Source organism: Agreia bicolorata (assembly GCF_000938265.1).
Classification (GTDB): domain Bacteria; phylum Actinomycetota; class Actinomycetes; order Actinomycetales; family Microbacteriaceae; genus Agreia; species Agreia bicolorata.
On record NZ_JYFC01000001.1, the window covers coordinates 191989 to 204994 of the forward strand.

The following is a 13006-nucleotide window of genomic DNA, read 5'->3' on the forward strand; positions in this document are numbered from 1 at the left end:
CCTATGTCACTCCGACGCGCGATCGAGGGCCGCGAGCTGGTGAGGCTCGAGAACCAGATCGGCGGATGCGACGAGCTCGGCGACCTGTTCGGCCGACGCCGCGCGCACCACGGGAGCGATGACGCTCGGTTTCGAACGCACCCACGCGAGAGCACACGCGCCGAGTGATGCGTTCTGCTCGGCCGCCACCAGCTCCAGTGCTTTCAGCACCCGGAATCCATCACGACCGACGTGCTTGCTCGCGTCGGTGAACATGATCGACTCGGGCGCATCTGCTCGCACGCGGTACTCGCCGGTCAGAAAGCCGTTTGCCAGCGGCAGCCGGGCGAAGATCCCGATTTTGAGCGCTCTGATGGCGGGCAGGAGGTCGTTCTCAACGGGCCGCCGTGCCATGAGGCTGTATGGACTGAAGACTGCCCTGAAGCGAGGCAGAGCTTTCTCATCGGCGATCTGACGAGCCTGCATGAGGCGGGCTCCTGAATACGACGACGCGGCCAGCGCACGGATCTTGCCGCTCTCGATCAGGGTGCCCGCGGCTTCCAGGCTCTCCTCTAGTGGAGTTTGGGGATGGTCACCATCGAACGAGAGCAGATCGAGATGGTCGGTCTGAAGACGATCGAGGCATGCCTCAGTCGCTGAGATGATGCCCCGCGCGGACAGGCCGGGCGCATCCGGATGCCGACCGATCTTCGTCGCGAGGATGACTCGAGAGCGCGCTTTTCTGCTGTGTACCCAATTGCCGATCATGACCTCGCTGCGACCGCCCGCGTAATGATCGGCGGTGGAGATGAGCCGGCCCCCTGCGGCATAAAACGCGTCGAGGGCCTCAGCCGTGGCAGAGACGCCAGAGGCCCATCCGAAGACGTTTCCGTCGATCGCGAGGCGGAATCGGGCGGGCGGAAAGCCCGCGCTGCTGCTGGCGTCGTCGTTCGGCGTCATGAGGGCAGTGTAGTTGCGAGAGGGAAGAAATGACGAAGGCCCGCCCCACCTTCAGTGGGACGGGCCTTCATTAAGGGCGACTAGCCTTCGGCCGGAGCCTCGGGGCCTTCGCTGGCGGCAGCGGAGCCCTCGGTGTCGGCGTCGTCGGCCACGACCGGGGCGAGCGACAGCTTTCCACGGTCGTCGATCTTGGTGATCTCGACCAGGATCTTCTGGCCGACGCCGAGCACGTCTTCGACGTTCTCGACGCGCTTGCCACCGGCGAGCTTGCGCACCTCAGAGATGTGCAGCAGGCCGTCCTTGCCGGGGAGCAGCGACACGAACGCGCCGAACGTCGCGATCTTCACGACGGTTCCGAGGAACTGCTCGCCGACCTCGGGGTTGGTCGGGTTGGCGATCGCGTTGACCTGAGCGCGAGCGGCTTCGGCAGACGGACCGTCGACAGCGCCGATGTACACGGTGCCGTCTTCCTCGATCGAGATGTCGGCGCCGGTCTCGTCTTGAATGGCGTTGATCGTCTTGCCCTTCGGGCCGATCAGCTCACCGATCTTGTCGACGGGGATCTGCACGCTGATCACGCGGGGCGCGGTCGGTGCCATCTCGTCGGGAGCGTCGATCGCGGAGTTGATGACGTTCAGGATCGCGGTACGCGCGGCCTTGGCCTGCTTCAGGGCGCCGTCGAGCACGCTCGTGGGCAGTCCGTCGAGCTTCGTGTCGAGCTGGATCGCGGTGATGAAATCGCTCGTTCCAGCAACCTTGAAGTCCATGTCGCCGAGAGCGTCTTCTGCACCGAGGATGTCGGTGAGCGCCGCGTAGCGGGTCTCACCGTCGATGGTGTCGGAGACGAGACCCATGGCGATGCCGGCAACGGGTGCGCGCAGCGGCACACCGGCGTTCAGCAGCGACAGGGTGGAGGCGCAGACGGAACCCATCGACGTGGATCCGTTGGAGCCGAGAGCCTCGGACACCTGGCGGATTGCGTAGGGGAACTCGTCGCGGCTCGGCAGCACCGGCGCGATGGCGCGCTCGGCGAGGAAGCCGTGGCCGATCTCGCGACGCTTCGGCGAACCGACACGACCCGTCTCTCCGGTGGAGTAGGGCGGGAAGTTGTAGTGGTGCAGATAGCGCTTCTTCTTGATCGGGCTCAGCGAGTCGATCTGCTGCTCCATCTTGAGCATGTTCAGCGTGGTGACACCCAAGATCTGGGTCTCGCCGCGCTGGAAGATGGCGGAGCCGTGCACGCGCGGGATGACCTGCACCTCGGCGTCGAGCGGACGGATGTCGGCGAGGCCGCGACCGTCGATGCGGATGCCCTCGGTGAGGATGCGGCCGCGGACGACCGTCTTCGTGACCGACTTGTAGGCTGCCGAGACCATCGGCGGGATGTCGCCGGACAGCTCGCCCGCGGTCACCTTCTCGTTGATGGCCAGCTTGACGCGCTCTTTCAGCGCGTCGTCTGCATCTTGACGCTCGGTCTTGTCTGCGATCTGGTAGATCGAGACGAGCTCGTCGTACGCGAGTTCTGCGACGGCGTCGTATCCGGCCTGGCTGTAGGCGGGGAAGACGGGGTATTCACGGACTGCCTTGTTCACCTGCGAGGCGAGCGAAGCCTGAGCCTCGACGAGCTGCTTGAGGAACGGCTTGGCGGCCTCGAGGCCCTGAGCGACGATCTCCTCATTCGGCTTCGTGGCGCCGGCCTGAATCAGGTTCCAGCTGTTCTCGGTGGCCTCGGCCTCGACCATCATGATCGCGACGTCTTCGTTGCCCTGGGCATCGGTGACGACGCGGCCGGCGACGGTGAGGTCGAAGACGGCCTCTTCGAGCTGGGAGTACTTGGGGAAGACGACCCACTGGTCACCGATCAGCGCGAGGCGCACACCGGCGATGGGACCCGAGAACGGGATGCCCGAGATCTGGCTCGACGCGGAGGCCGCGTTGATCGCCAGGGTGTCGTAGAACTCGTCGGGCGCGATGCTGAGCACCGTGATGACGACCTGGACCTCGTTGCGGAGGCCGTTCACGAACGACGGACGCAGAGGGCGGTCGATCAGGCGGCAGACCAGGATGGCCTCGGTCGAGGGGCGTCCCTCGCGGCGGAAGAACGATCCGGGGATCTTTCCGGCGGCGTAGCTGCGCTCTTCGACATCGATGGTGAGCGGGAAGAAGTCGAAGTTGTCCTTCGGGTGCTTTCCGATGCTGGTGGCACTCAGCAGCATGGTTTCCTCGTCGAGGTAGGCCGCGACCGCGCCCTGTGCCTGCTGAGCCAGACGTCCCGCTTCGAAGCGGACCGTGCGGGTGCCGAACTTGCCGTTGTCGAGAACGGCTTCGGCGAATTTGATTTCTGGACCCTCCATATGGGGGTTTTCTCCTTATGTGTTGTCTCCCGCCATGCAGGCGAGGAGAATTCGCGGCCCCGTGTGGGCTCTCGCGATGCGTACAGCGGAGTGGGGTGACAGAGCGACATGCGGGTGCTCGCCGATTGCGAGACCCGTGCACGTACGCGCCTTGTCGAATCCAAGGGATTCGTCAGAACCATCAGAGCATGGGGCGCATGTCTGGCCAACAGTAGAAAACCTCGGACCGCTTCTCGCACGTTCCGAAACCCACCACCGGTGACCAGCGTCCTGCCGGCCTGCTCCGCATTTGATGCTCGTGTATTTATTTGTTCTCGTTGCCCACGAGGGGCAACAGGCCGATCTTAGCAGGCGCGCACTCTTTACGGCCGGATAGCACCGATTGCGCCGTCGGCGGGTCGTCCGACCTCCACCGTGAGGGGACGGGCCAGACGCGTGAACGGCCTCGACGGATCGGGCAGCTTGCCGGCACCGAAAACTCGCGCCGACACGGTGACGAGCACACCCTCGTCGCGCAGCGCCTCAAGGGCCTCACCGATGGATGCGCCGGTGCCGCGAGGCAGGAATCCTGCGCGGGCCGGCTTCGGCCCCCCGACGAAGTACGCCTCTACACGGAGCTCGCGACCAAGCCAGCGAGTTGCGCCAGGCCACAGCACGACCACGAGTGCGGGGTCGGTCCAACCGAGGGCGAGGTCGATGGAATCCTGGCGCCGATTGGTTTCGTCGAGCGTAACCACCCCTTCGACGGGCACGTCGTGCAGCGCGAAGCCGTCGAGCCTCGCGAGCCCGGACGGCGTGTTGCGGTCTCCCCCGCGGCTGATCCCGAGGCGCACGAGCTGAACGATGGCCGGCAGGGCCACGATGACGGCGACGACTCCCACAATCGTGCCCGCCACCGGAAGCCGCACCGTCATCGAAGCGGCCAACGCCGCGAGAAGCACGATGCCGAGGAGGAACGGCTCCCACGCGAAGACGGAGAGCTTTCGGCGAGATGCAGGCATTGTTCAATCCAAGCATGTCCGCAGCACCGAGCCGACCGGTCAGTATGCACGGCCCATGTGGAGGTCGATGCGGAGACCATGTCGGGTGGAAGCGATCGAGCACGGTATTCGAGGACCTTTGCCCCTGTCTGACAGTCGTCCAAGACAGGCATCAAGCGGCGCTTCGAGACCACGGGGAACAAAACCCACGACGCCACTCAGCTCCGAACCCGCCCAGAGACGAACCGGCATAGGCGCATCGACTCGATCCTCCGCCGGAGGTCGCCGTTCGACGAATGCCTCCGTCGGCGGTATCGGCGACGAGCGCAGCTCGACGAGTTCGCTCTGGAAGGGCATACTGCCCGCGACCCTCACGACGACGTTGGTGAAACGCGGGAACAATCCATAGGTGTAGTCGGCAAGGGATCCCGAGCCGGCATCGTGCCTGTCAGGAACGTCCGAGCCTCTGCGATCGCCGATGACCATAGCGCCATTCAACTCTCCTCCCGTTCGAGAGGGAAGATCGAGATCCTCGATCGGAATCAGCGAGTCAGACCGATGGCCAGTTCGACCCGGAGGCCATTCTTCGTCTCGCGGACCGTCGCCTGGATACGGGTGGACTTGCCTGAGTCGACCAGCCGCCCGAGGGCCGCTTCGACGGGGGCCTCGAGGCCCCGAGGAACGAAGCCGACGACGGGGGTGGGTCGCTGGTTCACGAACAGGCGCACCGGTGTCGGCGCATCCGTTCGTTCGTCGGCCGCGCTCCGGCGCGTGATGAAAGCCTCGGTCTCTGTCACACCCTGCTCGATCACGGTGCGCAGAGCGTCTTGGCAGGGGTCGCTATCGGCGAGCTGGATGCGCACTCTCTGGTTGCGCGGCATGAGGTCGTAGAGATAGTCATCCAGCGATCCCGAACCCTGGTCGGTCTTCGCGAGTTCTGGGTTGTTTACGCGGCCGAACGAAAAGAATCTCATGCGTCTATCCAAGCGCCTGCGCGGCCCGAGCGCGAACACGTCGCCGACGACCCCGCCGCGCCAGCGAGATCGACATCAGCACAACACCGAGAAGCACACCCACCGTGCCGCCCGACGTGTTCGCCACCACGTCGGCGATATCCGCGACGCGCGTCGGAAGAAGGGCACCCTGCCAGATCTCGATGGCACAGGAGATCGCACCGCAGAGCAGGATCGCGAGCCACCAGCGTCGACGGCCGAGAAGCAGCACGAAGAAGATGCCCAGGGGAACGAACATCGCTATGTTCGCAATGAACTCGACCCTGTCGAAAGTGATCCAGTCGGTTGCCTCGTAGCGCCCGAAAAAGTCGAGGAAACGCCAGAGGACACTGCTCGTGTCCGCGTCGTAGGGCTCCGGTCCGAGCGTGACCCACGCGACCCCGCCGAGATAGAGCACCGTGAGAACAGAGAGCACGGGGTGGCGTCGGAACATGGGTCGATCCTGCCTTACAAGTCTTTGTGGGAAGTGTGCATTCACTGTTCTAGAGTCGAGATATGACTGACAGAGAACGCGACGAATACAACAAGGAAGATCTGCTCGAGGTCTCGAGCGAACTCGATAGCCGGGGCGACGCAGAGTTCACGAATCCGGGCGACCCGTCCGTCGATGACGAGGAGAGTCTCGACGAGGGACTGCTCGACGGTGCCGACACCGAGTTCGGAGTCGAGAACGACATCGACACCCTGCAGATCGACGATCCCAACGAGACGAACGACGATCTCGACGACGATGACTACGAAGCCGAGAGCGCTGCCGAACTCGGCGACGACGACCGCATCTGATCCTCAGCCCGGCCGAAGAATGCGAATGGGCCGTTCTCCCCTAGGGGAGAACGGCCCATCGTCAAGAAATGCGGCGAACTATCGACGCAGACCGAGACGCTCGATCAGCGCACGGTAGCGCTCGATCTCGACATCGGCCAGGTAACCCAGCAGACGGCGACGCTGTCCGACCAGAAGCAGGAGGCCACGACGCGAGTGGTGGTCGTGCTTGTGCTCCTTGAGGTGCTCCGTGAGGTCCTTGATGCGACGCGTGAGCATCGCGACCTGGACCTCGGGGGATCCGGTGTCACCGGGGTGAGTTGCGTATTCTTCGATGATCGCCTTCTTGACATCAGCTTCAAGAGCCATAGTTGGTGATCCCCTTTCTCCTCATTGCGCGGTGCCCGGCACAGTATGTGCGGGCTCTCTTTATCCGCGGCCGTTAGACGGCAACCTTGAGATTCTAGCAGATTTCGGGCTTCCCGGTCGGCTAGTGCTGCACGATGGCGACAAGCGGCAGGCGACGACGCAGTCGAAGGGTGAATCGGCCACTCCGAGCGAGGATCACGCCGACGACCACCGCGGCCATAGCGGGCACCACCCCAGACACGAGCATGCCGAACTGGGGACCATAGCTTTCGACTATCCAGCCCATGAGCGGCCCACCGAGAGCCTGACCGCCGAGCAGAACAAGCACATACACCGACATGACGCGCCCGCGAATCGATACGTTGCTCGAGAGTTGGATCAGCTGATTGGCGCCCGTCAGGAACTGGAGGGTGCAGAACCCGACGAGCACGAGCAGCACGCAGACGACAGGCTCGGTGGGCGCACTCGAGACGATCGCCTGAACCGTTCCCCAGGCGAGGCCTGTAATCACGACGGCGCGCAACCGGATGCTCGTGCGCCGCGTCGAGAGCACGGCCCCGGCGAGCGCTCCCACCGCTACGAGGGAATTGAACAAGCCGTATCCTCCCGGTCCGCTGTCGAACACCTCTGATGCGTAGGCCGCGAGCAGCACGGGCATATTGAGCGCGAACACGGCGACGAACGCCACCATCACGACCGTCCAGAGAATGGTCGGCTTGGCGAGCACGTACGCGAGTCCCTCACGTAACTGCCCCTTCGCCCGAGGCGCGACAGGAGCCGGGTAGAGGGTCGCGGGGTTGAGCATCAAGACCGTGATCACCACGCCGAGGCACGCCACAGCGTTGATCGCGAACGACCATCCCGCCCCGACCGACACGAGCAGTACGCCACCGATCGCCGGGCCGATCAGCGCGCCGAGCTGGAACACCGACGAGTTGAGGCTGATGGCATTGCGCAGGTACTTCGGCCCGACGAGTTCGTTGACGAATACCTGGCGGGTGGGGTTGTCGATCACGGTCGCGAGGCCCACGATGAGGGCGACGAGCATGATGTGCCACACCTCCACGACTCCGGTCAGCGCCAGCACGGCCAGGGCGACACTGGCGAGAAGCGAGACGCTCTGCGTGATCGCCAGCAGCATCCGCTTCGAGTAGCGGTCGACGAGAACCCCGCCGTACAGCCCCAGGAACAGCATCGGTGCGAACTGCAGCGCGACAGTCAGTCCGACAGCGGCGACGCTTCCGGAGAGCTCGAGCACGAGCCAGTCCTGGGCGATCCTCTGGATCCAGAGGGCCGTCATGGCGACGATGTTGGCCGAGGTGAAGAGCCGGAAGTTGGGGACTCTCAGAGAGGAGAAAGTGTCTTTCCACGGGGGTGCCGACGTCAGCACGGGCATGGGGGCGGTTACGGGAAATGGGTCGGAGGGAGGGGGTGTCACGAATAATCCAAGTGCGAGATAACGAAGGCGGTTGCGTATGAGTGCGGATGCCGGGCATCCGATTCTTCAACGCTATTGCCCCACCCACTCATTCCCCGAGTAAATTGACCCTATAACTCCCATTACCTTTTCGAATGAGACCTGTGTTCGACCCCACCCTTCTCCGCACCTTCCTCGCGCTCGCTGAGACCTCGAGCTTCACTCTGGCCGCCCAGCGCCTGGGCATCAGCCAGCCCACGGTCAGCCAGCACGTCAGGCGGCTCGAACGCGCGTCCGGTCGACTTCTCGTCGCCCGCGACACGCGCGACGTATCGCTGACCGACAACGGGGATGCGATGGCCGGGTTCGCGCGCACGATCCTGGCGGCGCACAGTGCGGCCGACGACTACTTCAGCGGCTCGGCGATGAAGGGCAAGCTCCGTTTCGGAGCTGCGGACGACCTGGCGATCACACAGCTCCCCCGCATTCTCAGGCACTTCCGGCAGCTGTATCCGCAGATCAACCTCGAACTCACCGTCGACCAGTCGGGGCCGCTCTTTCGCAAACTGCACGCGGGCTCGCTCGATCTCATCTTCATCAAACAGAAACCCGAGACAACTGATGGAACCGTCGTGCGAAGGGATCAACTGGTCTGGGTCGGCCAGGAGAAGACCATCGTCGAACTCGGCGCGCCGGTTCCGCTGATCACCTACCAGGGGACGACCGTCAGCCGCACGAGCGCGATCGAAGCACTCGAGCAGGCCGGACGGCGCTGGCGCATCACCTGCAACACGCGTGAGGTGAACGGCCTGCTCGCCGCAGTGCGAGCCGGCCTCGGCGTGGCCGTGTTCCCCCGCTCACTGATTCCCGACGACCTGGTCGTGGTCGGCACGCGCTTCGCGCTGCCCGTGCTCGGTGAGGTCGACCTCACCCTGCTGCGCAACCCCGGAGCCCCGGCCGAGCCGGTCGACGCCCTCATCTCGGCCATCATGGGCCGTACGCTGAACAGGTGAGCACTTCCCCGGCGCCAGCACGCACGCGCCGAACCCACTTCGTCGATCTCAGCCCGTTCCGCCGCAGCCCGGCATTCTTCCGGCTGTGGCTCGGAGGCCTGATCGCGGGGATCGGCGGCCAGATGACCATCGTCGCAGTCGGCCTTCACATCTACGACCTCACCGGCTCGACAACAGCGGTCTCGCTCGTGGGCGTGTTCGCGCTCGTTCCCATGATTTTCGCCGGGGTGTACGGCGGAGTGCTCGCCGACAGCTTCGACCGGCGAACAGTGGCGCTCGTCGCCGAGTTCCTGGCCTGGGGATCCACGGTGGGGCTCGCCTTGCTCGCCTGGAACCACATCGACGAGTTGTGGATGTTCTACGCGCTCACCACGGTGACGGCCGTCGCCACCACGGTCATCGGCGCCACCCGCGCGGCCATCGTTCCGCGGCTACTCACCCCCGATCTCCTTCCGGCGGCGTCGGCGCTCGGAGGCATCAGCTTCGGTGTGCAGGTCACCCTCGGGCCGGCCCTCGCGGGCGTGCTCGTTGCCACCGTCGGTTTCCAGTGGACCTACACGGTCGACGTCGTGCTCTTCATCGCGGCATTCACGGGCGTGATCACCCTGCCCCGCATCGTTCCGGAGGGTGGAAGTCGGCGGGCCGGTTTCGCGGCCGTCTGGGAGGGCCTCGCCTTTCTGAAGCGGGCCCCGAACATCCGCATGTCGTTCCTCATCGACATCGTGGCGATGACGTTCGGGATGCCCCGGGTCGTGTTCCCGGCCGTCGGCGCCCTGCTGATCGGCGGCGGCGCGATCACCGTGGGCATCCTCTCGGCGGCGTTCGCCGTCGGAGCGCTGCTGTCGTCGGTGTTCTCAGGAAGGCTGGGTCACGTGCGCCTGCAGGGTCGCGCCATCGGCCGTGCCGTCGCCGTCTACGGGGCCTTCATCGCCGCGTTCGGCGTCGTGCTGCTCGTGATGAATCACAGACCGATCGAGGGCATCACCTCGGCGTTCGAAGACGCGAACCTGCCGGCACTGGCCTTGGCGAGTCTCGCCCTGGCGGGCGCGGGCGCCGCCGACAACGTCAGCTCGATCTTCCGGCAGACCATGATGCAGTCCGCCGTTCCCGACATCATGCGCGGGCGCATCCAGGGTGTGTTCACCGTGGTCGTGACGGGTGGGCCGCGGCTCGGAGACGCCTACGTCGGCCTGGCGGCAGCCACCACGCTTCTCTGGTTGCCTCCGCTGCTCGGTGGAGCCATCGTGGTGCTCTTCTCGCTCGCCGCCGTGCGCCTACATCGCTCGCTGAGGGAGTACGACTCGCTCGCTCCCATGCCCTGACTCGGCGTGCCGCGTACAACAACGGCGGGGTGCGAAGCTGAAAGCTCCACGCCCCGCCGCGGCGGTCGAAAGAGGTGAGCGTTACGGAACGTTGACCAGGTCGATGACGAAGACGAGCGTCTTTCCGCCGAGGAAGTGTCCGCCGGCGGGGCCGTAGGCCAGGTGAGGCGGAATGGTCAGCTTGCGTCGGCCGCCAGCCTTCATGCCCGGAATGCCTTCCTGCCAGCCCGCGATGAGGCCGTTCAGTGGAAAGCTGATCGTCTCGCCGCGACCCCACGAGGAGTCGAATTCCTCGCCGGTCTCGTACTCAACACCGAGGTAGTGCACCTCGACGGTTGCACCGGGCGTCGCTTCTGCACCGTCTCCAACGACGATGTCCTCGATGACGAGCTCGGTCGGAGCGGGACCCTCAGGAAAATCGATCTCGGGCTTGGTGTTCATGTTTTCGGTCATGGCTCCATCCAACCGTGACCGGGGTGCACCGGTCAAAAGCGTTCTCTCACGGGGTAATCGCGCGCGTCACACCGGCCGCACGAGATGCAGGCGCTGGGTGGGCCGCGTCATGGCCACGTAAAGCCCGGATGCCCCACGGCTCGACTCGGCGAGAATGCCGTCGGGGTCGACGACGACGACCGCGTCGAACTCCAGGCCCTTCGCGTCCTGCGGCGTCAGTACGGCGATCGCGCGGTTCAGACCCTGAGCGCCCAGCCCGATGTCACGCCCGAACGACTCCGACAGCGCGGGGTACAGCGAATCCACCGTCGCCTCGGGCGCAATGACCGCCACCGTGCCGCGGTCATCGATGTCGCGGTCGTCCTCGATCACGGTGATCACCGCGTCACCGAGCGCATCGGGATCGACGGGACCGCCCTCCGGTCGGAGCTCGACGATCGTGGTGGTCACGGGCCACTCGCTCTCTCTCACCGCCGTCGCGCGGGTGATCGGAAGGTCGTTCTCCTCAGCCATCGCCTCGGCTTCTGCAGCGATCTGTGCGGGCGTGCGGTAGTTGACCGTGAGTTCCTCGAGCCGCCACCGCTCGCCGAGGGGCGACGACCCCACCAGCGGATGCACCGCGTCCTGCCAACTGCGCGCGCTGGCCGCCGCGCTGGCCTGGGCCATGTCGCCGACGACGGTGAACGATCGCAAGGGGCAGCGTCGCGCGAGAACGCGCCACTGCATCGGCGACAGCTCCTGTGCCTCGTCGACCACGATGTGGCCGTAGGTCCACGTTCGATCTGCCGCAGCCTGCTCGGCCGTGGTTCCCCGCACGCTGCGTTCCGCAAAGCCCGCGGCGAGATCCTCCGCGTGCACGAGACCCTCGACCTGCATATTGCGGATCGCGTTCTCGGCGTTCTCGATGTCGCGCTTCTTCTGCAGCTTCTCTTCGCGCTTCAGAGCGGCATTCTGCGCGTTGTACTCGCCGAGGAGTTCGGCCGCTTCATCGAGAAGGGGCACATCGGAGATGGTGAACGGCGCGTCGCGATCGCGGCGCAGCTGCGCACGCTTCTCGGCCGACCACGACGGAGTGAGCGACGCGAGCCATTGCGGCCTGGCGTAGAGATCTTGGAGCAGCTTCTCCGGCGTGAGCGGCAGCCAAGCCGTGTTGAGCGCCACCACCACATCCTGTGAGGTGCGGAGGTCCTCGCGCAGCACCGCCTGATCGGCGTCGTCGACAGTGTTGCCATGCGAACGCAACTGCTCGGCCAGAAGTCGGCTCAGCTGATTCAGAGCACTCTTGACGAACACGACGCGCGCCTCGTTGTGCGGCTTACGTGTCTCCCACGCCCGATTCATGGCCGACGCGATGAGTCCCGGCTCGAGCGTGAGCCGCTCACCGTTGATGTCGAGGTCGACGGCCTCGAGAGGTATTCGCTGTCGGGAACGGACCGCGCGTTTGATCAGCCCCGCCATGTCGGAGCCGCCTTTCACCCGAGCGGTCTCAGGCGCATCGTCGTGCACAGCCTCGAGCCCCGGATACAGGCCGCCGACGCTCGAGACGACCACTCCTGTTTCGCCGAGGCTCGGCAGAACGGCCTCGATGTATTGCAGGAAGGCCCGAGACGGCCCGACGACGAGAACACCGGATGACGCGAGTCTCTCGCGGTGGGAGTAGAGCAGGTATGCGGCACGGTGAAGCGCCACAGCAGTCTTGCCGGTGCCCGGTCCACCCTGAACGACGAGCACCCCTCCGAGTTCCGACCTGATGATGCGGTCTTGCTCGGCCTGGATCGTGGCCACGATGTCGCTCATCCGGCCGGTTCGCTGACTGGTGAGCGCCGCGAGTAGGGCGGCCTCGCCCTGAAGCGAGTCGGCCTGCTCGACGAGCAGATCTGCATCGAAGATCTCGTCGTCGATGCGAGTGACGGAACGACCCTCGGTGATGAGATGACGCCGGGCACGGGCGCCGAGTGGGGTCGCCGCCGTCGCCTGGTAGAAGGCTGCGGCCTGCGGCACCCTCCAGTCGAGGAGGATGGGCTTCAACTCGTCGTCACGCAGTCCGATGCGTCCGATGTACCGAAACGCCGATGCGCCGTCGGAGTCGTCGCTATCGCTCAGTTCAAGACGGCCGAAGGCCAGCCGGTCGTCAACCTCGTCGAGCTGCGCGATGCGGTCCTCGTAAAGCCGGGCGTAGGCATCCCGCTCTGAGCGGCTCTGGTGATTGCCACCGACATCGTCGCGCCGCACCTTTTCGAGGGCTGCTCGAGCCTCCGATCTCAGTGCGTCGAGACGGGCGTACAGCCCCTCGACGTAGTGACGTTCCTGGGCGAGCTCGGTTGAAACCACGAATAGACACTCCTTGACAGCGGCCATCTAGTTTACTCGCGTCTCGGGCCTCC

At 65.3% G+C, this 13006-nt stretch carries 12 protein-coding genes; 3 read left to right on the forward strand and 9 right to left on the reverse strand.

Annotated elements, in window-relative coordinates; genetic code table 11:
* Window positions 1-6: 6 nt before the first annotated feature.
* From TZ00_RS00900 to TZ00_RS00925, 5 genes are all read right to left on the reverse strand, one after another.
* Window positions 7-939: an aldo/keto reductase gene (locus tag TZ00_RS00900; protein ID WP_044438574.1), complete on the reverse strand. Its 933-nt coding sequence runs from the start codon at window positions 937-939 to the stop codon at window positions 7-9.
* A gap of 80 nt (window positions 940-1019) precedes the next feature.
* The gene (locus TZ00_RS00905; protein ID WP_044438576.1) at window positions 1020-3293 is read right to left on the reverse strand and encodes a polyribonucleotide nucleotidyltransferase; all 2274 of its coding nucleotides are present in this window, start codon (window positions 3291-3293) and stop codon (window positions 1020-1022) included.
* Window positions 3294-3655: 362 nt separating this feature from the next.
* Window positions 3656-4294, reverse strand: coding sequence for a hypothetical protein (locus TZ00_RS00910; protein ID WP_044438578.1), 639 nt, complete (start codon window positions 4292-4294; stop codon window positions 3656-3658).
* Window positions 4295-4815: 521 nt separating this feature from the next.
* Window positions 4816-5247, reverse strand: coding sequence for a hypothetical protein (locus TZ00_RS00920; RefSeq protein ID WP_044438582.1), 432 nt, complete (start codon window positions 5245-5247; stop codon window positions 4816-4818).
* A 4-nt stretch (window positions 5248-5251) separates the two neighbouring features.
* Entirely contained in the window at window positions 5252-5719 is a 468-nt protein-coding gene (locus TZ00_RS00925; RefSeq protein ID WP_052521176.1) for a VanZ family protein, read from the reverse strand.
* Between the two features lie 62 nt (window positions 5720-5781).
* Here TZ00_RS00925 and TZ00_RS00930 point away from each other — a divergent pair, with 62 nt between their 5' ends.
* A complete protein-coding gene (locus tag TZ00_RS00930) occupies window positions 5782-6069 on the forward strand; it encodes a hypothetical protein (protein WP_044438584.1) in 288 nt (95 codons plus the stop codon).
* Between the two features lie 78 nt (window positions 6070-6147).
* Here the strand turns inward: TZ00_RS00930 and rpsO are convergent, their stop codons facing one another.
* Both rpsO and TZ00_RS00940 read right to left on the reverse strand, forming a co-directional pair.
* Window positions 6148-6417 carry a 30S ribosomal protein S15 gene (gene rpsO / locus TZ00_RS00935; protein WP_044438586.1) on the reverse strand — a complete coding sequence of 90 codons (270 nt, stop codon included), beginning with the start codon at window positions 6415-6417 and terminating at the stop codon, window positions 6148-6150.
* 121 nt (window positions 6418-6538) lie between these two features.
* Window positions 6539-7855 (reverse strand): MFS transporter, encoded by a 1317-nt coding sequence (locus TZ00_RS00940; protein WP_238579528.1) that lies wholly within the window; start codon window positions 7853-7855, stop codon window positions 6539-6541.
* A 143-nt stretch (window positions 7856-7998) separates the two neighbouring features.
* Between TZ00_RS00940 and TZ00_RS00945 the strand changes: the two genes are divergently transcribed.
* Window positions 7999-8847, forward strand: a complete 849-nt coding sequence (locus TZ00_RS00945; RefSeq protein WP_044438590.1) for a LysR substrate-binding domain-containing protein — start codon at window positions 7999-8001, stop codon at window positions 8845-8847.
* Window positions 8844-10169: an MFS transporter gene (locus TZ00_RS00950; RefSeq protein ID WP_084605829.1), complete on the forward strand. Its 1326-nt coding sequence runs from the start codon at window positions 8844-8846 to the stop codon at window positions 10167-10169. The genes TZ00_RS00945 and TZ00_RS00950 overlap by 4 nt, the downstream gene beginning before the upstream one ends.
* An 81-nt stretch (window positions 10170-10250) precedes the next feature.
* Here the strand turns inward: TZ00_RS00950 and TZ00_RS00955 are convergent, their stop codons facing one another.
* Together TZ00_RS00955 and TZ00_RS00960 are read right to left on the reverse strand one after the other, a co-directional pair.
* Entirely contained in the window at window positions 10251-10622 is a 372-nt protein-coding gene (locus tag TZ00_RS00955; protein WP_202965811.1) for an FKBP-type peptidyl-prolyl cis-trans isomerase, read from the reverse strand.
* A gap of 66 nt (window positions 10623-10688) precedes the next feature.
* Window positions 10689-12953 (reverse strand): HelD family protein, encoded by a 2265-nt coding sequence (locus tag TZ00_RS00960; protein ID WP_044439235.1) that lies wholly within the window; start codon window positions 12951-12953, stop codon window positions 10689-10691.
* Window positions 12954-13006: the final 53 nt, after the last annotated feature.